Below are 22,731 nucleotides of genomic sequence, written 5' to 3' on the forward strand. Positions count from 1 at the left end.
GGCGGCCCCGGGTCTGGCGGCCGTACTCGATCGCCAACGCCCCCCGCGCCGACGGCGCGCTGGAACTGCACCCTGTTGCCCATGGGCAACAGGGTCGACCGGTCTCGGCGACCTCGGGCAGTTTCCAGGGCCAAGTGCGCTTTCCGTACGGCGGGCGGCGACGGGCCCGCCGACCAGCTACGACGGCGACGATGAGCACTCCGAGGCCACGACAGTCCAGACAGTGACACAACGTCACCACCGGATGTGAGACAGAGCCGTCGCTGGACAGACCCCCCTGAGGCTTTCAGCTGGCGGATCAGAGCGATGGACCCACTGGGCATCGGCCCGGTCGAGGGCGGCGGCGAGTGTCATGCCGGGGCAATCGCCGTCTCGCCAGAGCGCCGACTCGGCAACGGGTCGACATCCGGTGAATCATCGTTCACCAGCTCCCACCAGGACGGATGAGGTTATCGGCAAGGGCAGGGTCGGCGTGGAGGCTCAGCTCCTGAGCGGCTGCGTCGTCGGTGCCATGCCGGCGACAGCTGCGGACACCACGGGCCGAGCTGCTTCCTGTTCTTGACGCAGCCACGCTTGGCTTTCTGCTGGGTCGTCGATCTGCTTGGGGCGCAGGTCGGGGAGCCGGTAGCGGCCGAAGGCGGGGATCGGGTCGCGCTCGACGCAATCCGCATACCCGGCATAGGTGTCGGCGCGAGCACCTCCTTCTCCGCCGCCAGCCACTCTCGCAGGTAGCTTGCGACGGTGGTGCGGCGGTCCTCGTAGACGCCGCGCAGCTCACCGTCCAGCCCGCTTCATCTCGCGGGTCGCCTCGGCGCGGCTGGCGAAGCCGCCCCGACGGCGGGTACGGCGCTTGCCGTCCTCCCGGGCGAGGTCGACGCAGTACGTCCGGTGGGATTTCCAGATACGACGTCGCCGAGACCACGGACGAGAACCCTGAGCGGGTCGCCGGGGTCCGCTCACTTGGGCCTACCTCCGCACCGAGCTCTACCCCGGGGATCCCGCCTGGCGGGCCGCGCGTGACGCGCTGGCGCCCGGACCCGACCGCTCTGACTCGTCGACTCCAAGGTGCGCACGGCGGTTTGCGCCATCAGTCCCGTGACGGATGAGCTTCACCGGAGCGCACCTGCACGCCGACAGCATCCGTGCGGACGGCGTCATCCTGACCCCGCCTACGAACGACGCGCACTGGCCGTCAGTTCGAACCTGCACCCCTCGGGCTTCGACGAGATCATGCCCAAGACCCTGGCCACCGCCACCGTCGACAGGCTCCTGCACCACGCTCACGTCATCGTCACCCAGGGTGACAGCTTCCGGCTCGCCGAGGCCATCACCGGCAAGGGCGTGATGCCCTTGAGGTGTTCCCGGACCCATCAACGGCGGGGAAGTATTTGGCCGCCGCCGGGGGCGCTCAATCGGCCGTCAGTGCATGGATCAACTGGCCGCCACCAGAGAACATTTGGCCGTTGACACACGGCCCGGCTGGTCCCGCAGGAAGGCGAGCCGGAATGCGTCAGTTCTGCCCTCCACCGACGCGCTCAGCCCGCCAATGCTGAGGCGGACTCAGAGGAGCGTGGCCGGGGCACACTGACCGAAAGCCGCAGGTCGAGCCGCTTGTCCATGTCGAGCGCCGATGAAGTGGGGAAACACGTCGTCTGACAACGCAAAAGCTACCCGCCGGCTACCTTGCGGCTGGTGTCTGAGATAGGACTCCGGGGCCTTCCCGGCGAGCACGGCCGGCGGTGTGGGTAGGGTGGCGGCGCTGGTCGCGTGCGACGGGGGGAACGGCTGATGAGTGGCGGGTTTCTGACGGGCCGATGGGGCAGGCGGCGATCGACGGGCTCGCCCGACCCCACGGTGTCCGCTGAATCCGCAGCGTCCCCGACGTCCTTGGAATCCGCGACGTCTTTGGAACCCCAGGACCTCGTGGAGCGCCCGGAGCTCGTGGAGCCGGGACCGTCGGCGGAGGATGCGGTGTCGGCCGCCGCGGTGGGTGAGGCGCTGCGCGCGTTCGGCGCGGAGCTGTGTGAGGCGACCGAGGGTGAACCGGGCGACGGGGTCGGGGACGCGCGGCCCGTCACCGAGGCCGACCTGATCGCCGCGGACTTCCTGGACCGGGCCCGGACGGCGTACCAGAACGCCTTGGACCGCGCGGCCACCGCGGATCTGCGCCGGGCGGCGGAGCGCCGGGCCGTCCTCGCGGAACTGCACCCGGGCCGGCAGGCGCTGCGCCGGCTCGCCGAGCTGCGTCGGAAGGAGGCACGGCTGTGGGCCCCGATCAACACGCTGCGCGAGGCCCTTGCCGCTTGCCGCCTGCCCGCCGCCGACCCCGTCGCCGAAGCGGCGCTCACCCGCGCCGAGACGGCAGTGGCGCGCGCTGTCGAAGTGGCGGCCGGGTTCGCGAGCGACCGCGCCCAGACGGTGGCCTCGGCGCTGGGCGCCGCGCGCACCGCGCTGGACGAGGTGAACCGGCGGCACACCGAGGAGCGGACCATGGCCGCGCTGATCGGCGCGCTGCGCGAACGGCTGGACCTGGCCCGCGCGGGCCTCCTCCCGGCGGAGCCCGAGGACGGCGTCGCGCTCCCGGAGCAGCTGCTCGACGCGATCAGCCAAGTCGAGGAGGCGCTTCACCGCGCCGCGGCGGCCGCGGCCGCGACCGTGCCGGGCGAGCGGCTTCCCGCAGTGCGCGCCTCGGTCAGGAACGGCGACGCTGGGCTGCGCACACTTGAAGCGGCCCGGGAGAACGCCACCCGGCAGCTGGAGCGCGACCGGAAGGAGCGGCAGCGGGAACAGGCCAAGCTGGCCGACGAGGCGAGGCAGCTGTCCCGGAAGCTGAGCCGCGATATCGCCTCCTTCCAGCGCGATATGGCCCTGGCCCGGCCGTCCGAGGCGCAGTGCGCGGCCGACCCGGTGCTGGCGGCGGGCGTCGACCGCGTCGACGCCGCGCTCCAGGTCGCCGCAGCGGCCGCGCGCGGCGGCGAGCCGGACCGCAAGCAGCTGGTCGCCCAGGCGCTCCAGCAGGGCCGCAGCGCCCTCGGCGAGCTGGCCGGCGTTCGCGCGGAGACGACCGAACTGACCGACGCCGTCGCCGGCTTTCGCAGACAGCTGGCCGAGACCGCTCCCCCGGAGGACAGGGCGGCCGCCACGGCCGAAGCCGCGGCGATCGCCGCGGAGCGGCGGGACGCGTGGCTCGGCCTGGCGGCGGCCGAAGCGGCGCTGCGCACCCCAGGCGGGCACCGCGCCCGCCGCGTCTTCGCGGCGCTCGGCGACGGACGCGCGGCGCTGGTGCGGCTGATAGCGCTGCGTCGAGGCGGGCCGGTCCCGCTGGAGCTGGCCACACCGGACGAGCTCGCCAGGCCCGATTGGGAACGGCACCCGACCAGCTCCGCCGCCCGGTTCCGCTTCCGCGGCACCGGACCGGCCGAAGTGCTGGTGGACCGCCCCGAGCCCGGCCGCCCGGCCCTGGTGGAGTTCTCCGTGCGCCCGCCGACCGAGGACCTCTCGTTCCTCGGCGACCGTTCGCATCTTGACTTCGTGAGCCGCACCGAGGCCGCGACCGAGAGCTTCGAGGGCAAGAAGCTCACCGGAACCGCCCAGGGCGTCTTCCTGCTGCCCATCGGGATCACCCACCTGAAGGTCGCCTGCGATCCCAAGGCGAAGTGGACGCTGCGGCTGGCGCCCACCACCGAGGCGCCCGAGGTCACCGGCAGGCTGCGCGGGCAGGGCCCCGTGGTACTGCGCTGCACGGGACGCGGTGCGCGCCTGCTGCGCGCGCAGGCGCTGGCGAAGGACGAGAACTCCTACATCGGGTACGTCGACGCCGCCGGCGAGCGGCGGTCGCCGCGCTTCGGCGGGTTCCTCGGCGGCCTCGCCGCGGATCTGGTCGCCAACGGGATCGGCGAGGCACGCGGCGAGCGCTGGGTCGAGGGACCCGGCCTGGTCGTGGTCGACAGCGTCGGCCGCTGGGAGGTGGAGACCACCTCCGAGGGATCCGTCCCGAAGGCCGCGCGGCCGAAGGCGCCCACGGCCGAGCTGCACCGGGAGCTGCGCGAGCTGGTACGCGCACGCGAGCCGCTCTGGGAGTTGATGGCGCTACGCCTCTACCAGGCCCACACCGGGGCCGGCCGGATGCACGGGACGCCGTACCTGCGGGCTGTGATCAACGAGGTGTACCTCGCCGCCGAGGCCGAGCGGGAGCAGGCGCGGCAGCTCTGAGCCCCTTCGGCGGGCGCCGGGCCGGCCAGCGTCATGACGGGCGATCCACTCCAGTTGTCGCAGGATGTTCTCCGAGCGTGCCGGGCGGCGCACCGCGAGCACATCGATGCCGGTCTCGCCCGTCGAGGCACAGACGAACACGCTGCCGTCCAGGGCCATCATGGCGAAGCCCGGGTGGCCCGCGTGCACGCCGAGGAACGCCGATTCCGCGCCCCGGCCCATGATGTCCCAGGGGCCTGGTCCATCTCGTCGAACTCGGTGCCGCGGCAGCGCATGCGGCGGGCCGGGACGAGTTCCAGGGCGTCGAGTTGTGCGGCGGTGTCCTCACGCTCGTGCAGCTCGACGACGCCGACCGCGACGTCATCGCCCGCCTCCATGAGCCGGCGGGCCCTCGGCCAGCAGCGCGTACGTCTTCCCCGCTCCGGGGGCGATACCCAGGTAGAGGTGCAAAGTGCCCCGGGGGACGGTCGGCGTCATCCGCCCTCGCCTCCCTCGGGTCTGCTGTTGCCCTCACGTGCAGGATCCCGCGTGGTGCTGCGCATCGCATCTCGCCGTGCCCTGGGCAGGCCGGGGTGGTGGGAGTGGGCCGCAGGCAGCAGAGAAGCGTCTCACAGCCGTGCCAACGCCGAGGAGGCTGTCACGGTACCGAGGGCGGCGAGTTCGCCGTGGATTCGGCGCCACCCCCACGAGGGCTTCTCGCTGGCCAGGCGGATGATCAGGGCGCGGGTCCGACCGGACCGTGGGAGGTTCACGCCGCCGGTGCGGTTCCGGATTCGGTGGCGGCGGTGCGGCGGCGCATCAGCCAGCGGCGTAGTTCGTCGGCGCCCCACACGATCACGGGGTAGGGCAGGAGCAGCACCAGGTCGTGGGCGGGGAGGGCGGCGGTTTCGAGGAGGGATTGCAGGGGTGGGGCGTAGACGCAGGCCGCGGCGAGGACGAGTTCAGCCGCGATGGCCGCCAGCAGGTGGGGGTTGCTGGTGATGCCGATCGAGCGCAGGGACGCGTGTTGTGTGCGTACGGCGAAGGCGGTTCCGATCTGGCCTGCGATCATGCCGAGGAAGCTCATGGTGGTGGCCTGCTGGTAGACGTGGTGCAGCTCGCTTCCGGGGCCGACGGGGGCGCCGGGGTGCCAGCCGCCGGCGATGAGGACGGCGAAGAAGCCGGCCATCTGCAGGGCTGCGACGATCACGCCGAGGAACAGCCAGGCGCGCACCAGCATGGGACCGCGGATCACCGGTTCGGTGTGCGGGCGCGGTGGTCTGGTCATGGTGCCGGGCTCCATGGGCTCGCGGCTCAGGGCGAGGGAGGGCAGGGTTTCGGTTCCGACGTCGAAGGCGAGCAGTTGCAGGACGGTCAGGGGCAGCGGTACGGCTCCGCCGCCGAGGGCGAAGACGAGGAACGGGACGACCTCCGGGGTGGCGTGGGCGAAGATGTAGACGATGAACTTGCGGACGTTGTCGTAGACCTGTCGCCCGGCCTCGATGGCGGCGACGATGCTGGTGAAGCTGTCGTCGGTGAGGATCATGGTCGATGCCTCGCGTGCGACGTCGGTGCCGGAGCGTCCCATGGCGACGCCGATGTCGGCGCTGCGCAGGGCCGGTGCGTCGTTGACGCCGTCGCCGGTCATGGCGACGACGTGGCCTTGGGCGCGTAGGAGCTCGGCGATGTGGAGCTTGGCTTCGGGTGAGGAGCGGGCGAAGACGAGTTCTCGTTCGCCGGCAAGGACGTCGTCGAGCTGTTTTTCGTGCAGGTGCCCGAGGGCTTGGGCGTTGACCACGGTCGGCTGGTCGCCGCCGACGCCGACCTGGCGTGCGACCGCCTTGGCGGTGAGGGGGTGGTCGCCGGTGATGACGATGATGCGGATGCCGGCGGTGTGGCAGCGGGCGACCGCCTCGACGGTCCCAGGGCGGGGTGGGTCGAGCATGGTGACCAGACCGAGGAAGCACAGCTCGGTCTCGGCCTCCTTCCTGGGAGGCGGTGGCTGACCGGGCGGCAGGGCGCGGCGGGCGAAGGCGAGGACCCGTAACCCCTGGTTCGCGAACGCCTCGACTTGGACGGTGACCCTGATCCGTTCCTCCTCCGTGAGGGCGACCTGTTCGCCGTCCGGCGCGAGCCGGGTCTCGCACCGCGGCAGGACGGCTTCCGGGGCGCCCTTGGTGTGCAGCCAGTCGCGGTCGGCGGGTCCGGTGTCGAGGGTCGACATGAGTTTGCGTTGCGGTTCGAAGACGTAGGCGTGGCGGCGACGGCGGGTTCGGGTGTCCGGGTCCACGTCGGCGCCCAGGAGGCGGGCGGCGGCGAGCACGGCCACCTCGGTCGGATCGCCGGTGTCGCCGTGGCCGTTCGTGCCGAGGGCGGCGTTGTTGCAGGCCGCGGCGGCGGCGGCGAGGATGGCGAGGGTGGGGTCCGGCTCACCCGAGGGGGCGCCGGAGCGCAGGTCGGCTTGGGCGGTCGTGGTCCAAGTCGTCGCGGGCCGCATGTGGTTCTCGGTGAGGGTCCCGGTCTTGTCGGTGCAGATGACGTCGGTGGAGCCGAGGGTCTCCACGGCACTGAGGCGTTTGACCAGGGCGCCGCGACGGGCCAGGGCTCTGACCGCGACGGCCAGCGCGAGTGTGATGACGGGCAGCAGTCCCTCGGGGACGTTGCCGGCGAGCAGCCCGACCGCGAAGACGACGCTGTTCCTGATGGACAGGCCGGCGCCGAACACGGCGATGGGGACGAAGGCGATCGCCATGGCGATGGCGATGAAGGCGATCAGCCACGCCACGCGCCGTACCTGTGCCTCCAGGGGGCTGGGGCGCTCCTTGACCCGTTCGGACAGTGCGGCGATGCGGCCGAGCTGGGTGTGCATGCTGGTGGCGAAGACCACGCCCCGGGCCTCGCCGCCGGTGCAGGTGCTGCCGCTGAAGACGAGGTCCGGTGCGTCGAGGCGGTGGGCGCGAAGGTCGGTGAGCTCGGCGGAGCGCAGCACCGGGACCGACTCCCCGGTGAGGGTGGACATGTCGACGTCGACGGCACCGGAGAGCAGGCGGACGTCGGCCGCGATCCGCACACCCTCCTCGATGACCACCATGTCGCCGGGCACGAGTTGTCGCGCGTCGATGACCGCCGGCTCGCCGTCGCGGACCACCGTGACGTGCGGCGGCAGGTAGCGCGCCAGTGCCTCTACGGCGCGCTCGGCCTGGAGTTCCTGGACGAAGGCGAACAGGGCGTTGAGCACGATCACCAGGACCACGGCGATGGCCACGTTGCGGCTGCCCACCGCGTACGACAGCGCGGCGGCCACCCACAGCAGCAACGCCAGCGGGTGTGTCACCTGCCGCGCGAGCTCACCCGGCCACCGGCGTCCGCCCCGCCGCCGCAGTTCGTTCGGTCCGTACTGCAGCAACCGCCGCGCCGCCTCCCGCGCGGACAGGCCCCGCCGGGAGGTGTGCAGATGATGCAGGAGCAGGTCCGGCGGCTCGTCGGGAACGGGCTCCGCCAGAGACTGCACGCTCGCCTGGGCCTCACTCGCATCGGACATGCCTCACCCCGCCGGTGATCGTGAGGTTGACGTTCGTCAGGCACCCTGCGCAGCCTCGGGCCGGGGCAGGCTGCGCAGCCCACGTCGGGGGAGCGATCTCCCCCGAAGTACGGTCGAGGTTCAAGGATTCCTCCAGGAGTAATCGACAACTTTCGGGGGCCCGGCTGGGGATCCGAAGCGGTGACCGCGTTTCGGAAGGCAGCGTCCCAGCTGTTGAACCGGCGGGCGAGGCAGGGCACTCCGAAGAGGGCCCGCGTGTTCGACAGGCTACTCTGCGTGTCGACCATGGGGGCGCAGGCTTTTGGACACGCTGGCCCAGGCGTCGCACTCCCGTTCTCAGGCGCTGGAAACGGCAGGGCAAGCCGAGCCGAGCAAGACGAAAGCGAACGGCGACGATGATCCACCAAGGACCTGGCCGCCCCTGGGTCCCCTGCCCGGCTACCGTGTAAACGATTGCGCGGCTGCACTGGCCCCACCGAAGGCACAGCAACGCCGCACCAGCTCGTTCGTCACTGGCTAACTCGTGTTGGGCGACGAGCGGGCGGCGTTCACGAGCACATCGGCCGCCTCGGCCGGAAGGTCGAGGTGATGAATGAGCCACGGGACGTCATGGCCTTGCGTCGCGAAGAGCCACGCGACGTACAGCCGGTTGAGGCTTGGCGCATCCGGAGCGCGCAGAAGCGGTCGGACGGCCTCCATCGGGAATCCCTCGAGATCCTGGCGGCTGAACCAATCGCCGTCCGTGACCTCCGGCAGTGGGCGGCGGGCCTCTCGAACGGTTCGACGGGAGTGATGCAGGACCGCCGCGGTGGTGACGAACGCTGCGGCTGCGGCGCCGATGAGGGTGCCGCCGACCAGCGGACGGTCCTCGACCGGGGCGATGCAGAGAGTGATGATCTCCAGTAGCAGGAGGAGCAGGATGCCGAGCAGCGACATGCCTTCGCCTGTTCGCGGGCGGAATCCGGTTCCCATCCTGGCTACTCCTCCTGTCGTCATGATGCCCCGGATGCGGCCCAGTCGATCTGACCGGTTCAGGGGAGAGCCTCCTGCTCCGGCGGTCAATGCCGTCCTCCACGCGCCGGAGCGGCTCACGGACGCCTGACCCGATCAGAACTGGGAGGAGTCGGACGCCGCCGACGCCGACCTCATGGGGCGCATCCTGCTCCAACTGCCTCCCGGCTACGAGCTCCTCTTCGGCCGCCCCGAATCCGGCCACCGATCCTGACCCGCACCGCGCCGCCGCCACCGCGCGGCCGGCCCACCCGGAAAGCCACCGCCATGACACGGCAGCGCCACCTCCTGAAGCAGGTCCGCACCGCAGGCCGCTACATCACTGACCAGGAAGCCGAACGCGCCCTGGACGCGGTCCTGACCGCCCTCGGCTCCCAACTCACCGGCGACGAACGCTGCGAGCTGGCCGCCGTCCTCCCCGACCGTTCCCGCGCCACCTTCACCGCCCAGGTCCCCCTGCCCGAACCGGCCACGGCCCCCGCCTTCGTCGAAGCCGTCGCCTGCACCCTGAACACCAGCCTCACCAACGCCCGCTGGGACGTCTCCTCCGTCCTTGCCGCCCTCACCACCCTCGCAGGCGATCAGCTCACCGACCGCCTCCTGGCCCACCTGCCCCGCGGCTACGCGCTCCTGTTCGGCCGAGCCGACCTCACCGCCGCCTGAGAAGACGCCCGGCCCGGCTGGCGGCGCTGGCCATTGAGGGCGAGCGGGCCCCGGTGACCGCCGGCGTCCGTACCCGGGCACGCAGCCACCAGGCCGCACCGTCGCCCGTGACGGCCGGCGGGCAGAGCCGATCGCGCGGCGTTACGGAGTGGGCCGTAGTCTGCGGTCATGACTGACATCCTGGCCCCCACTCCCGCCGAAGCCTTCGAGCTGTTGCTGGCCGGCAACCAGCGGTTCGTCACTGGCTCGCCCGAGCATCCGAACCAGGACGCCGCGCGCCGCACCGAGACCGCCCCCGCGCAGAACCCGTTCGCGGTGCTGTTCGGGTGCTCCGACTCCCGCCTGGCAGCCGAGATCATTTTCGACCGGGGGCTGGGCGACCTGTTCGTCGTCCGCACCGCCGGACACGTCATGGGGCCGGAGGTGCTCGGCAGCATCGAGTACGGCGTGAGCGTGCTCGGCTCCCCCCCTGGTCGTGGTGCTCGGCCACGACTCCTGTGGCGCGGTCGCCGCGACGAGGGCCGCCGTCGAGGAGGGCACCACCGCGGACGGCTACGTGCGGGACGTGATCGAGCGGGTGACCCCCAGCGTCCTGGCCACCCGCGCCGCCGGGCACACCGATGACGCGGACTTCGTAGCCGAACACACCCGGCACACCGTCGACCTGCTGCTGGATCGCTCCCGCACCCTCGCCGAGGCGGTCGACGGCGGCCGGGCCGCGGTGGTCGGCCTGTCCTACCGCCTGGTCGACGGCACCGCCCACCTGGTCACCGCCCTCGGGCTGGACCTGCCGGTCGACACCGCAGCGGCGTGATCCTCAGCGTTCCCGCAGGTGCGGAGCGGCCGTCAGTGGGGGCGCTCGGGCCGGCGTCCCGGTGGCTGGGAGGGTTCTGGCAGGGCGGTGGGCGGCTTGAGGGGGCGGGTTTCCACGTTGCCGCAGCGTACGGTCACGGTCTGTCCGCAGTGCTGGATCTGGATCGGTTCTCCCTCCGTCAGGGTGTATGAGGCCTGTGTGCGCGTGATCTCGACCCGCAGGCATCGCTGCCGGACCTGTACCGAGAAGGCCAGTCGGCTGAGCCCGAATCCACCGAGGTGATTCGAGAATGATCACGTCCGGGGTCTGGTTGGGGGTGACTGGGTAGAGGGCGTGGGGTGTCCGCTGGTCTGCCCAGCTCTTCCACGTCTGCTCCGGTCGGGCCCTGTCGGGCTGGTGGTCAGGTTGTTGATCAGACCGGTGGTGGGTGGGCGGCGTTGAAGAGGTCGGTGAACGCGTGCTGCCAGGGCCAATGGCCGGGCAGATGGAGCGTCAGCCGTCTGGCCGGGCGGGCGATGCGGGCCGGGACGTGGATCAGGTGATCGCGCAGGGTTCCGGTGGTGGCCCTCGCGTGGAAGGTCCCGGCGAGGGCTCCGGCGGCCCGCAGCAGGTTGTGGGCGATGGCCCACAGGGTCAGCCATGCGTTGTTCGCCTGGAAATTGCCGGAGGGCAGGTGAGCCAGTACTGATCCCTTGCCGTCCGCGATGACCTGCTCGATCGTGGCGTGCTGCCGGTGGTGGAGCTCGGCCTGCAGCATGGTGAACGGGCTGTCGGTGAACACGGGGTGGTAGCGCCAGGTGGTGAACAACTCGCCCTGTCCGGCGGCTGCTTCGGCGCCCCGGCGGCGGACCCGGCGCACGATCAGGCGAGCGGTGGTCTGTTCGGCCTTCTTGCGTCCGGAGAACGCGGTGTAGCGGGTCTCGGCTACCTCGGCGTCGGAGACCAGCTCGCCGGTGTCCGGGTCCACGAACGCCTCGGGGTAGCGGATCGGTGTCCAGGCGTCCTCGCCGATCGCGCTGATCGCGGCGGCGATAACCCGCCTGCCGCGTCGGTGGGGCGGGTCGCGAGGGCGGCCAGTGTCCGGGGCGCGTGCAGCACTGCGGCCGCCAGCCGGGCGGATGCGGCGCGCACGCCGCCGTTCACCTGCTCGCGCAGCGCACCCCACGATCCGATCGGCTCACCCACGGGCGGCTCGCACTGCCACTTGTGTGAGGCGTGTCTACGCCGACGGCTGTGCAGCAGGGCCAGCATCTGCATGCCGCCGAGCCCGTCGGTGAGGCTGTGGTGCGTCTTGAGCAGGTAGACGGCCGGCCCCCCGTCCGGGCCCTCGATCAGCAATGCCTGCCACGGCGGTCGAGCCGGGTCGAAGGGCTCGCTGACGACCGTCTGGCACACCCGCAGCGCCTGTTCGAACGTCGCCGGTGTCGGCAGGTGCTGGCGCCGGACGTGGAAGCTCAGGTCGAAGTTCGGGTCCACGGCCCAGAGGGGGGTTGCCCAGGCGCAGCGGCGTGTCCACGACGCGCATCCAGGCTCGGGGGAGGATCCGGGTGGCCCACTCGTGCGCGGCCAGGAACCGGTCCCAGTCGGGCGTGCGGTCGAGGACCTCCAATGCGGCCACCGGAGAGCGCAGCCTGGGGTCTGCCTCCAGGCGCCACAGCATCGCCTCGAAGTCCGGACTCCCGCCCATCGCGACCCCCAGACGGGTCATCTCGGCAACCCCTCGGCTGATCACCAGAGCCCGGGTGTTGTCCCCGGTCCCCAGACCATCCGCCATCCCGGCGGCGATCGCAACGACGTTCTTGACCGCGCCGCCGACTTCCACACCGATCACGTCGGTAGCCGTGTACACCCGGAAGCGGCTCGTGCGCATCAGGCTCTGCAGGCGCTGCGCGACGGACAGATCAGGGATCGCCAGGACCGCCGCAGCGGCCAGCCCCTCGAGCACCTCCTTCGCCAGGGTCGGCCCGGACAAGACGCCGGCGGGATGGCCGGGAAGCTCCTGCGTGATCACCTCGGTCATCCGCTTGTTGGTGTGCTCCTCGAAGCCCTTGGCGGCACTCACCACGGGGATCCAGGGGCGGACTCGGGGCGCCAGCTCCGCCAGGACCTGCCGGAACGCGTGCGTCGGCACGGCCATCACGACCACGTCCGCCTGCTCGGCGGCATCGGACAGCACCGCCGTTGCCCGCAGTTCCGGATGCAACGGCTGGCCCGGCAGGTAGTCTGGGTTCTCGTGCGCTGCGGTGATCCGCTCGGCCAGTCCCGGCTCCCGCGCCCACAACAGCACCGGACCAGCACCGGACCATTGCGGGCGGCGAGCGACGCGATGGCGGTTCCCCAGGAGCCGGCGCCGACCACCGTCATCCGCGGCGTGCGCATACCGCCAGGCTGAGCAGGCGAGCAGGGCGACTCAAACGCAGTCCGGGGACGACCGCCTGAAGCCACCCGAGCGGCAACGCGGCAGAGTGCGAGAGCAGCGGTCGACCCGTTCGCCCCGCGTGCGCCGCACCGACGCGGCTGAAAGACTGGAGATTCCCCCGTGCAGGGTCGAACGGCAATCACCATCTCCTGGCCGGGAGGTTCTCCGTGCACCCCGAACCCGACAACGGCGCATCCCCGTCCGCGCCGCTGGATGACCGGGAGTTCGCCGAGGTCGATGCCCAGTGGCGTGCCGCGAACTACCTCGCGGTCGGGCAGATCTACCTGCTGGCCAACCCGCTGCTGCGCGAGCCGCTGCGTCCCGAGCACGTCAAACCCCGGCTTCTCGGCCACTGGGGTACCTCACCGGGGCTGAACCTCGTCTACACCCACCTCAACCGGGTGATCAAGGTCCGCGATCTGAACGCCATCTGCGTCTGGGGCCCCGGCCACGGGGGACCTGCCGTGCTCGCCGGTTCCTGGCTGGACGGCAGCTACACCCGGACCTACCCGGACATCACCCGCGACGAGGCCGGCATGGCGAAGCTGTTCCGCCGGTTCTCCTTCCCCGGTGGCGTACCCAGTCACGTCGCCCCGGAGACGCCCGGCTCGATCCACGAGGGCGGGGAGCTGGGCTACTCCCTCTCCCACGCCTACGGCGCCGCGCTGGACAACCCCGACCTGCTGGTCGCTTGCGTGGTCGGCGACGGCGAGGCGGAAACCGGCCCGCTGGCCGCCTCCTGGCACTCCAACAAGTTCCTCGACCCCGTCCATGACGGCGCGGTGCTGCCGATCCTGCAACTGAACGGCTACAAGATCGCCAACCCCACCGTGCTCGCCCGCATCCCCCAGGCGGAGCTCGACGAACTGCTGCAGGGCTACGGTCACGAACCGATCCACGTCACCGGCGACGACCCACACACGGTGCACCAGGACATGGCCGCCGCCATGGACCGGGCACTCACCACGATCGCCGCCATCCAGAGCGCCGCCCGCACCGAGGCCGTCACGGCACGGCCGCGCTGGCCGATGATCGTGCTGCGCACCCCGAAGGGCTGGACGGGCCCGCACGAGGTGGACGGCGTGCCGGTGGAGGGAACGTGGCGCGCCCACCAGGTCCCGCTGGCGGAAGTACGCGACAACCCCGACCACCTGCGGCTACTGGAGTCGTGGCTGCGCTCGTACCGTGCCGAGGAGCTGTTCGACGAACACGGCCGCCCCCGGCAGCAGGTGCTCGCCTGCCTGCCCGAGGGCGAGCGCCGCCTGGGCGCCAACCCGCACGCCAACGGCGGACTGCTCACCCGCGAACTACCCGTGCCGCCGCTGGAGAACTACGCCGTCGACCTCGACAAGCCCGGCACCAGCCTGCACGAACCCACCCGTGTCCTCAGCGACCTGCTGGAACAGGTGATGGCGGACACCGCCGAGCGCCGCGACTTCCGACTCGTCGGCCCGGACGAGACCGCCTCCAACCGCCTGCAGGCCGTGTACCAGGCCACCGGAAAGGCATGGCAGGCCGAGGTGCTGCCCACCGACGAACACCTGACACGCGACGGGCGGGTGATGGAGATCCTCTCCGAACACACCTGCCAGGGCTGGCTGGAGGGCTACCTGCTGACCGGCCGGCACGGCCTGTTCTCCTGCTACGAGGCGTTCATCCACATCGTCGACTCGATGGTCAACCAACACATCAAGTGGCTGCGCACCACCCGCCGCCTGCCCTGGCGCGCCCCCATCCCCTCGCTCAACTACCTGCTCACCTCGCACGTCTGGCGCCAGGACCACAACGGCTTCTCGCACCAGGACCCCGGCTTCGTCGACCACGTCCTCAACAAGAGCCCCGAAGCGGTGCGGGTCTACATGCCGCCGGACACCAACACCCTGCTGGCCACCGCCGAGCACGTCCTGCGCAGCCGCGACTACGTCAACGTCGTGGTCGCCGGCAAGCAGCCGTGCTTCGACTGGCTCACCCTGGACGAGGCCCGGGAGCACTGCGCGCGCGGCGCGGGAATCTGGGAGTGGGCCGGGAACGAGGACGGCACCCGGGAGCCGGACGTCGTGCTGGCCTGCGCCGGCGACGTACCCACCCAGGAAACCCTGGCCGCCGCCGACCTGATCCGACGCCACCTGCCCGACCTGACGGTACGGGTGGTCAACGTCGTCGACATCGCCCGCCTCATGCCCGCCGAAGAGCACCCGCACGGCATGCCCGCCAACGAGTACGACTCCCTCTTCACCCGCGACAAACCCGTCATCTTCGCCTACCACGGCTACCCCTGGCTCATCCACCGCCTCGCCTACCGCCGCACCGGACACCCCCACCTGCACGTACGCGGCTACAAAGAAGAGGGCACCACCACCACACCCTTCGACATGGTCGTCCGCAACGACCTCGGCCGCTACCGCCTCGTCATGGACGTCATCGACCGCGTCCCCGGCCTCGCCGTACGCGCCGCGATCGTCCGCCAACAGATGACCGACGTGCGCACCCGCCACCACTCCTGGATCCGCGAACACGGCGTCGACCTACCCGAGGTCGCCGAATGGACATGGCCGCACTGACCGTTCGCGTCCGATCCGCGCGATCCCCGGTACGCCACCGCGTCCGCACCGCGCGATGCCCGGCCCGGCCCTGACCACCGCCGACCGTTCACGACAGGTCCGACGAGAAGGTACGACAACAACTACCCGTGGCAGCAGACCAGCCTGGTGGAGGACGGAGTAGGGGCGTGACCCGCAGCGTGTACATCACCGGCGTCGGACGCGGTGACGGCCGCGAGGTCGTCGACCTGGGAATGATGGAGCTGCTCACCCGCCACGTAGCGCGGGTGGGCGTGTACCGCCCCTTGACCCGTGAGGGCCCCGACCACTTGTTCGACCTGCTGCGCTCCCGCTACCGGCTCTCCCAGGTCCCGGCCACCGCCCATGGCATGAGCTACCCACACGGCGCGTCGCTCCAGGCCGAACACGGCACCGACGAGCTGGTCTCCCGCCTGGTCGACCGCTTCCACGCCGTCGCCCGCGAGCACGAGGTCGTGCTCGTCCTCGGCTCCGACTACCACGACACCCGACTGCCCGCAGAGCTGACACTCAACGCCCGCCTCGCGAACGAGTTCGGCGCCTGCGTGCTCATCGTCGTGGGCGGCATGCGCCAGAGCGCCGATTCAGTCGTCACCGAGATGCACAACGCGCACCTCGCCTTCACCGCGCAGCACCGCGACGTCGTCGCCGTGATCGCCAACCGGGTCGCCCCCGACTGCGCCGCACAGGTCGCCGAGCGTCTCAAAGGGCGCCTGCCGGTGCCGGTCTACATCCTGCCCGAGGACGCCTCACTCGCCGCCCCCACCGTGGCCCAAGTGGTCCAGGCACTCAACGGCGAGGTACTTCTCGGCAACGACACCGGGCTCGCCCGCAGCGCACTCGACTACGTCTTCGGCGGCGCGACGCTGCCCACCCTGCTGCCCGCGCTGAGTCCCGGCTGCCTCGTGATCACCCCCGGCGACCGATCCGACCTCGTCGTCGGATCGCTGGCCGCACTCGGCCGGCGCCCCCGCGATCGCCGGAATACTGCTCACCCTGGGACAGCGACCGGGACCCGACATCATGACACTCGCCGACCGACTGGCACCCGGCACACCGGTGATTTCGGTGGCCAGCCGCTCCTTCCCGACGGCCACCGCGTTGTCCACCCCGGAAGGCAAGCTGACCGCGGCCACCCCCCCGCAAGGCAGAGGTCGCGCTCGGACTGTTCGAGACGCACGTCGACACCCGTGAACTCACTCGCCGCCTGTCCATGACCCGCAGCACCAGAGTCACGCCGATGATGTTCGAACACCAACTGACGAACGGGCCAGCTCGAGCCGCCGCCACATCGTGCTACCCGAAGGCACCGAGGAGCGCATCCTGCGCGCCGCCGGCGTGCTGCTGCGCCGTAACGTCTGCGATCTCATGCTCCTCGGTGAGGAGAGCGCAGTCCGCAAGCGGGCCGCCGACCTCGGCATCCACCTCGACCTCGAGGCCGGGGAACACGAAGAGGGCGCCATCTGCCGGATCGTCGATCCGCAGCACACGCCACCGCGCGAGTCCTTCGCACAGACCTACGCCAAGCTCCGCGCCCCCAAGGGCATCACCCTCGCGATGGCCCACGACCGGTCATCAAGACGGCGGCGGGCGTCTCGATCGTCTCCTCGGTCTTCTTCATCTGCCTGCCCGATCAGGTACTGGTATACGGCGACTGTGCGATCAACCCGGATCCGAACGCGGAACAGCTGGCCGACATCGCCATCCAGTCGGCACAGACCGCCGCGCAGTTCCACATCGAGCCGCGGGTGGCGATGCTGTCCTACTCCACCGGGACCTCCGGGGCGGGCGCGGACGTCGACTAAGGTGCGAGAAGCGACCGCGATCATCCGCGAACGCTGTCCCCGGCTGCCGGTCGAGGGCCCGATCCAGTACGACGCCGCGGTGGACCCCGGGGTAGCGGCCACCAAGTTGCCCGGCTCGAAGGTGGCGGGCCACGCCACCGTGCTCATATTCCCGGACCTCGATACGGGCAACAACACTTACAAAGCCGTCCATCGCTCGGCAGGCGCGATCGCCATCGGACCGGTGCTGCAAGGACTGCGCAAGCCGGTCGACGACCTGTCACGCGGCGCCCTCGTCCAGGACATCGTCAACACCGTCGCCATCACCGCGATCCAGGCACGGGCGGAACCCAGAGCCCGGCCCGTCGACACGTTGAGGTCCGCGGCGCCGACGGGGGCGACCGAGCTGGAACTGAGGGACGGCCGCGCGGTCGCGGCCGTAGGTGAAGCGCGTGTGTGGCGCGGTGCAACGTCGCGAGGAGGACGGCACCCATGGATCCAAGCAGCGGTTACGCCGTGGCCTCGCCGGTCGACCAGTATCTGGGCTTCCGGTCCCTCGCGTGCGGCGACTACGGGTTCGACGAGGACGGCGCCGACGGCCACGACCGCCACAACAGTCTCATGCACCTGATTGCGGAGACGACAGGTCATCGCCCTGATGGCTGCTCGTACCTCACGGCGAGGGCGTCCGTGGTCGCCAACGCCGGGGAGCAGGTGTCGATGGTCGACGGCTCTCCGCTCCCCGGCCCTTCTCGCCGGGGATGACCCGTAGCCATGCGGAGGTCCGGTTCATCCCCCACGCTGGAACGAAGGGGGTGACGGAGGGAGTAATGGGATGCAGATCGTTGTGGACCTCACACGCTGCCAGGGCTATGCGCAGTGCGTGTTCCTCGCGCCGGAGGTGTTCCAGCTGCACGGGCAGGAGGGGCTCCTGTACACCCCGGCCGTTCCCGACGACCAGCTGGAGCGCGTGCGCCAGGCCGCGGCGGCGTGCCCGGTCCAGGCCATCCTCCTCGGCAAGGAGGTGAGCCCCGGTGGCCGCTGACCTTCGAGAAGGCCGGATCGTCATCGTCGGCGCGTCGCTGGCCGGGTTGCGGGCCGCCGAGGCGCTGCGCGAGGAGGGCTTCACCGGCTCACTGACCATGGTCGGGGACGAGCCCCATCCGCCCTACGACCGACCGCCGCTGTCCAAGCAGGTCCTGCTCGGCCAGGTCCCGGCGGACTCCACCGCTCTGCCGATGCGCCGGGACCCGGACGCCGACTGGCGGCTCGGAGTCCGTGCCACCGGCCTGGACCCTCTCAAAAAGCGAGTAGTGCTGGCCGACGGCGAGTCGCTGCCGTTCGACCGGCTGCTGATCGCCACCGGCACCCGGGCCAGGCCCTGGCCCAAGGCGGAGGAGGCCGCCCTGGACGGAGTGTTCACGCTGCGTACCCGCGAGGACGCCGCCGGGCTGGCCGAGCGGCTGGCCGCGGGGCCGCGGCGGGTGCTGGTGATCGGCGGGGGCTTCACCGGCTCGGAGATCGCCTCGGCCTGCCGGGAACGCGGTCTCGACGTCACGGTCACCGAACGCGGCCCCGCCCCCCTGGTGGGCGCGCTCGGCGGCACCTTGTCGAAGCTCGCGGCCGCCATGCAGCGCAACAACGGGGTGGACCTGCGCTGCGGGGTTACCGTCACCGCCCTGCGCGGCGACGGGAACGGCCGGTTCACCGGTGCGGACCTGTCCGACGGCAGCCGTGTGGAGGCGGACGTGTGCGTCGCGGCTCTGGGGGCGGTCCGCAACGTCGAATGGCTGGCGGACTCCGGACTGGCGGCAGGCCCGCGCGGGATCGCCTGCGACGCCGGGTGCCGGGCCTTCGACATGTACGGCATCGTCACCGACGACGTCTTCGTGGCCGGTGACGTCTCCCGCTTCCCCCACCCACTGTTCGGCTACCAGATGCTCTCCCTGGAACACTGGGGCAACGCGGTCGCGCAGGCCGAGGTGGCCGCCCACAACATGGTCAATCCCGGACCCCTGCGCCGCCCCCACCTCGCCCTCCCGACGTTCTGGTCGGCCCAGTTCGGGCTCAACATCAAGTCCGTGGGCGTGCCCACCTTCTCCGACCACGTGGTCATCGCCCAAGGCACGCTGGAGGAGCGTCGCCTGGCGATGGTCTACGGCTACCAGGGCCGGGTCACCGCCGCGGTCACCGTCGACATGGCCAAGTCACTCGACTACTACACGCACCTGATCGAGACCGCCGCCCCCTTCCCACCCGCGCCCGGCGCGTCCGACCGCCCGCTCGCGGCCGAGATCCCGCTCCCCTCCGACGTGCCCGATCCGAAGGCTCTCTCCCACGGCCCCACCGTCGCGCTCACCGGCCACCTGCCCGACCGCCGACTGACCGTGGTCCAGCCCACCTGACCCACATCCCGCCCAACCACGAGGAGCCCCGCCCCATGGCCGCCGCCGACACCCTCCTGGAACGGATCACCGACTACGCCAACCGCCCCAACCCCTACCCGCTCTACACGGAACTGCGCGAAGCCGGTCCCGTCGTGCGGCAGGCGGACGGCAGCTACCTGATCGGCACCTACCACGAGATCACCGCGCTCCTCCACGACCCACGCATCAGCGCCGATCCGCGCAACCTCACCGCCCCGTCCACGCAGCCATCCAAGGAGACACCGAAACCGCCGTTCCTACGGCTCGACGACCCCGAGCACCACAGACTGCGCAGCCTGGCCATGCGACCGTTCGGCCCGCCGCACAGCCCCGGCCGCATCGACGCCATGCGCGGCCAGATCACCGAACTCACCGAGGAACTGCTCCAGAACCTCCAGGACCGCACCGCGATCGACATCGTCGACGACTTCGCCTACCCACTGCCCGTCACCGTCATCTGCCGGCTGCTCGGCGTCCCACAGGAGGACGAACCACGGTTCCGGCAATGGTCCGACGCGATCGTCGCCTCCGCCGACGTCAGACCCGACGAGGAGGCTTCCGCCGAGCGGGACCGGGCCGGCGAGCAGGCACGGATCGAGATGGGCCAGTACCTGGTAAACCTCGCCGAACAACGCCGCGACCATCCCACCGGCGACATGCTCTCCGCCTACATCAACGAACCCGACCCGGCCATGCGGCTCACCCACGAGGAACTCGCGGAAACCGCCGTACTGCTCCTCATCGCCGGACACGAAACCACCGTCAACCTCATCACCAACGGAGTCCTCACCCTGCTACGCCACCCCGACCACCTGGACCGGCTGCGCCGCGAACCCGACCTGCTACCGGCCGCGGTGGAGGAGCTGCTGCGCTACGAGCCCCCGGTCCACATGCGCCAACGCATCCCCCTCGCCGACGTGGACATCGCCGGCACCACCCTCCCCAAGGGCACCTCCGTCGTACTCGCGCTGGCCTCCGGCAACCGCGACCCCAAGCGGTTCCACGATCCCGACCGGTTCGACCCCACCCGCCCGGACAACCAGCACCTCGGTTTCGGCAGCGGCATCCACCTGTGCTACGGCGCACCACTCGCCCGTATCGAAGCCCAGGCCGCACTCGGCGCACTGATCCCCCACCTCCCCAGCGCAACCCTCCTCCAGGACCCACCCCCCTACCGGCACGCCGCCATGCTCCGCGGACCCCGCCACCTCCCCATCCGACTCTGACCGACCACAACGCTGCCCGCGACCAGTTCTGGCGCCCGCGCAAAGGCCCCCAACACTGCGGGCACCGGAGAGAGTATTGACATCCAGGTCGCACGGTCCGCCCCTGGGTGTGTTGCCGCCAGACCGGGTCGTACTTGTAGCCGACCATCTCACGATCTTCTCGCCTGCCCGGCCCCGATCCAGCGGCAAGGCCGGGCATAGCTTGCCCGGCCCGATCTCACAGAACATTCGTCGAACGAAGTCAACTGCCAAAGCGACAGGTAGTCAGTCGCCGTAGTCGCCGTAGTCGCCGCCGTCACCGCCGTGGCGCCCGAAGTCGTCAAAGCCGTAGCCACCAGTTGGCGGGAGCCTCCCAGCCGAAGGTTGGATGGCGGGCCGCCATGCGCCCGCCGTGACTGCCGCCTGGTGCGCCGTAGGCCGGTCATGCTGCGGCATTGCCAGATCGCCTCGCGAATGTACCGGACTGCGGACCCACCGCTACCCTCGGGTGCCCGCCGCGAGCGCGGAGAATCCTGGGAAGCCGAGCTTCTCCAGCGTCGTGCTGCGGCAGACGCCGGGGATGACGACCGCCAGGTCGCCAAGCTGGCCGGATCGCGGTCGCCGACCCCTCCACCGCGCCTGGCGACTGAAGGACGCCCTACGAGCCGTCTTCGCCCTGGCCAAGCACCGCCCAAAGCCGATCAGGCCGCCAACCGGATCCGACGCGGCAGGGCCGGGGGCCGGCCGCCCGGGTTCGACAAGGACCGCTAAGTGCGCCTCGCCGTGCTCCGGATGCGCGCGGCTCGCGAACGCCCAGATCAGCTGCGCCGGGTCGGCGATGTCGAAGTCGTGCTCGACCAGCAGCAGTTTGGGTACGCCGAAGGCGAGCTTGCCGGCGCCGAACACCACCTCGCCGACCCGCTGCGCCATCTCCTTCGACCCCAGGCCCGAGTCCTCGTGCCCCGACGGCTTCAGTGCGACGACCCACCAGTGCGCCGCGGACTCCAGCACACCTCAGCACGCTGACACGGGAACCCCCGCCTCGCGCAGCACATGCACCATCTCCGCGGCGTTCGGAAGGCCCCAGCCCGTGTGGTCCTCCTCGACCGGCGCGCCGGCCACCGCCACCGGCAGGATCGCGTCGTTCCGGTGGGTGACCGCCGTGACGTGCAGGACCGGCTTGGGCGAGTGGCTGCCGCGGTCGAGGTACCCCGGGTACTCGCCCATCGGGCCCTCCTCGACCAGATCGGTCCGGGAGACGTACCCCTCGATGGCGATCTCGGCGGTGGCCGGTACGAGCAGGTCCACCGTCTCGGCCTTCACCAGCTCCAGCGGCTCGCCGAAGTAGGCGCCGAGGAAGTGCGACTCGTCCTCGCCCTCCGGCAGCGGCATCCCGCCGACGTAGGGCAGCCCGGGTTCGACGCCGAGCGCGACCGCGACCGGCATGTCCTCGCCGCGTTCGGTCCACTGCGCTCGGATCATGCCCAGGTGCTGCGGCGGCGGGATCAGACAGGCCAGGCGGTTGCGGTCGACCAGCATCATCCGGTTGATCGACCAGTTGGTCCACGCCCCGTCGGGTGTCCTGGCGATGTTCATGCCGAAGGACTGGATGTAGCGGCCGCCGCCGCCGTCGTGGATCAGCGGGGTCGGGAACTTCAGGAGGTCGACGTCGTCGCCCTTCATGACGTTCTCCTTGCACGGCGCCGCGGCTCGGTCCACCTCCACCGGAGGGATCGGCTCGCGCCGCCGGGCGTCGGCGAGGGCGGTGACGATCTCGGCGCCCCCGGTGTCGGCGGGCAGGCCGAGAGCGAGCGCGATCCGGCTGTAGGTCAGGCCCGGCTGGGCCGACAGGCCGCCGGGCGCCGACAGCACCCGGAATCCCTCATCGATGTCGGTGATGGTGTTGAACAGTGGTGCTGGGGCCCGTAGTTCATAGGTACGGCGTGCCACCGCGCCGAGCTCCAGCCGCCAGTCGACTTCCTTGTCGATCGGCTGGATCTCGCCGATGGCATCCAGCGCGGCTATGAAGTCGCGCAGGCTTTTGAGATGTTCCACGACAGTCCTCCTCGCTCGGGAACTGACGGTAGGCACACCGGAT

General features: G+C 71.1%; 14 protein-coding genes and 7 pseudogenes. 12 read left to right on the top strand and 9 right to left on the bottom strand.

Annotation, left to right across the window (positions count from 1 at the left end):
• Nucleotides 1-887 precede the first annotated feature (887 nt).
• The 3 genes and pseudogenes from ACWDAK_RS33710 to ACWDAK_RS33720 form a co-directional block, all read left to right on the top strand.
• Nucleotides 888-1,099: pseudogene (locus ACWDAK_RS33710) on the top strand (hypothetical protein); the annotation flags it as partial.
• Between the two features lie 62 nt (nucleotides 1,100-1,161).
• Nucleotides 1,162-1,350: pseudogene (locus tag ACWDAK_RS33715) on the top strand (ATP-binding protein); the annotation flags it as partial.
• A gap of 621 nt (nucleotides 1,351-1,971) precedes the next feature.
• Complete coding sequence (locus tag ACWDAK_RS33720) at nucleotides 1,972-4,212, top strand: coiled-coil domain-containing protein (protein ID WP_427395588.1); 2,241 nt, start codon at nucleotides 1,972-1,974, stop codon at nucleotides 4,210-4,212.
• 158 nt (nucleotides 4,213-4,370) lie between these two features.
• Here the strand turns inward: ACWDAK_RS33720 and ACWDAK_RS33725 are convergent.
• From ACWDAK_RS33725 to ACWDAK_RS33735, 3 genes and pseudogenes are all read right to left on the bottom strand, one after another.
• A pseudogene (locus ACWDAK_RS33725) lies at nucleotides 4,371-4,604 on the bottom strand (hypothetical protein); the annotation flags it as partial.
• 356 nt (nucleotides 4,605-4,960) lie between these two features.
• Nucleotides 4,961-7,732, bottom strand: a complete 2,772-nt coding sequence (locus ACWDAK_RS33730) for a cation-translocating P-type ATPase (RefSeq protein WP_427395586.1) — start codon at nucleotides 7,730-7,732, stop codon at nucleotides 4,961-4,963.
• A gap of 516 nt (nucleotides 7,733-8,248) precedes the next feature.
• Nucleotides 8,249-8,704: a hypothetical protein gene (locus ACWDAK_RS33735; RefSeq protein ID WP_344638951.1), complete on the bottom strand. Its 456-nt coding sequence runs from the start codon at nucleotides 8,702-8,704 to the stop codon at nucleotides 8,249-8,251.
• 151 nt (nucleotides 8,705-8,855) lie between these two features.
• Here ACWDAK_RS33735 and ACWDAK_RS33740 point away from each other — a divergent pair.
• The 3 genes and pseudogenes from ACWDAK_RS33740 to ACWDAK_RS33750 form a co-directional block, all read left to right on the top strand.
• Nucleotides 8,856-8,957: pseudogene (locus ACWDAK_RS33740) on the top strand (DUF2267 domain-containing protein); the annotation flags it as partial.
• Between the two features lie 53 nt (nucleotides 8,958-9,010).
• Nucleotides 9,011-9,406 (top strand): DUF2267 domain-containing protein, encoded by a 396-nt coding sequence (locus ACWDAK_RS33745; RefSeq protein ID WP_427395585.1) that lies wholly within the window; start codon nucleotides 9,011-9,013, stop codon nucleotides 9,404-9,406.
• Between the two features lie 168 nt (nucleotides 9,407-9,574).
• Nucleotides 9,575-10,220 (top strand): annotated as a pseudogene (locus ACWDAK_RS33750) (carbonic anhydrase).
• Nucleotides 10,221-10,252: 32 nt separating this feature from the next.
• Here ACWDAK_RS33750 and ACWDAK_RS33755 read toward each other — a convergent pair.
• From ACWDAK_RS33755 to ACWDAK_RS33770, 4 genes and pseudogenes are all read right to left on the bottom strand, one after another.
• The gene (locus ACWDAK_RS33755; RefSeq protein ID WP_425557771.1) at nucleotides 10,253-10,474 is read right to left on the bottom strand and encodes a glycosyl hydrolase family 65 protein; all 222 of its coding nucleotides are present in this window, start codon (nucleotides 10,472-10,474) and stop codon (nucleotides 10,253-10,255) included.
• 158 nt (nucleotides 10,475-10,632) lie between these two features.
• The gene (locus ACWDAK_RS33760) at nucleotides 10,633-11,187 is read right to left on the bottom strand and encodes a transposase (protein ID WP_344638948.1); all 555 of its coding nucleotides are present in this window, start codon (nucleotides 11,185-11,187) and stop codon (nucleotides 10,633-10,635) included.
• Nucleotides 11,145-11,696: a wax ester/triacylglycerol synthase domain-containing protein gene (locus tag ACWDAK_RS33765; RefSeq protein WP_427395584.1), complete on the bottom strand. Its 552-nt coding sequence runs from the start codon at nucleotides 11,694-11,696 to the stop codon at nucleotides 11,145-11,147. Before ACWDAK_RS33765 ends, ACWDAK_RS33760 begins: the two co-directional genes overlap by 43 nt.
• 205 nt (nucleotides 11,697-11,901) lie before the next feature.
• Nucleotides 11,902-12,507: pseudogene (locus ACWDAK_RS33770) on the bottom strand (NAD(P)H-dependent glycerol-3-phosphate dehydrogenase); the annotation flags it as partial.
• A gap of 341 nt (nucleotides 12,508-12,848) precedes the next feature.
• On the opposite strand from ACWDAK_RS33770, the gene ACWDAK_RS33775 reads away from it, so the two are divergent.
• From ACWDAK_RS33775 to ACWDAK_RS33800, 6 genes and pseudogenes are all read left to right on the top strand, one after another.
• The gene (locus tag ACWDAK_RS33775; protein WP_427395596.1) at nucleotides 12,849-15,200 is read left to right on the top strand and encodes a phosphoketolase family protein; all 2,352 of its coding nucleotides are present in this window, start codon (nucleotides 12,849-12,851) and stop codon (nucleotides 15,198-15,200) included.
• A 167-nt stretch (nucleotides 15,201-15,367) separates the two neighbouring features.
• Nucleotides 15,368-17,348 (top strand): annotated as a pseudogene (locus ACWDAK_RS33780) (phosphate acyltransferase); the annotation flags it as partial.
• Nucleotides 17,349-17,494: 146 nt separating this feature from the next.
• On the top strand, nucleotides 17,495-17,767 hold the full coding sequence (locus ACWDAK_RS33785) for a hypothetical protein (protein ID WP_344638946.1): 273 nt from the start codon (nucleotides 17,495-17,497) through the stop codon (nucleotides 17,765-17,767).
• 70 nt (nucleotides 17,768-17,837) lie between these two features.
• A complete protein-coding gene (locus ACWDAK_RS33790; protein WP_344638945.1) occupies nucleotides 17,838-18,047 on the top strand; it encodes a ferredoxin in 210 nt (69 codons plus the stop codon).
• Nucleotides 18,037-19,407 carry an NAD(P)/FAD-dependent oxidoreductase gene (locus tag ACWDAK_RS33795; RefSeq protein ID WP_344638944.1) on the top strand — a complete coding sequence of 457 codons (1,371 nt, stop codon included), beginning with the start codon at nucleotides 18,037-18,039 and terminating at the stop codon, nucleotides 19,405-19,407. The genes ACWDAK_RS33790 and ACWDAK_RS33795 overlap by 11 nt, the downstream gene beginning before the upstream one ends.
• A gap of 35 nt (nucleotides 19,408-19,442) precedes the next feature.
• Nucleotides 19,443-20,654: a cytochrome P450 gene (locus tag ACWDAK_RS33800; protein WP_344638943.1), complete on the top strand. Its 1,212-nt coding sequence runs from the start codon at nucleotides 19,443-19,445 to the stop codon at nucleotides 20,652-20,654.
• Between the two features lie 477 nt (nucleotides 20,655-21,131).
• Here ACWDAK_RS33800 and ACWDAK_RS33805 read toward each other — a convergent pair whose 3' ends face one another.
• Nucleotides 21,132-21,644 (bottom strand): hypothetical protein, encoded by a 513-nt coding sequence (locus tag ACWDAK_RS33805; protein WP_427395583.1) that lies wholly within the window; start codon nucleotides 21,642-21,644, stop codon nucleotides 21,132-21,134.
• Nucleotides 21,645-21,647: 3 nt separating this feature from the next.
• Nucleotides 21,648-22,688, bottom strand: a complete 1,041-nt coding sequence (locus tag ACWDAK_RS33810) for a UbiD family decarboxylase (protein WP_427395582.1) — start codon at nucleotides 22,686-22,688, stop codon at nucleotides 21,648-21,650.
• Nucleotides 22,689-22,731: the final 43 nt, after the last annotated feature.

The organism is Kitasatospora sp. NPDC001175, assembly GCF_053598215.1.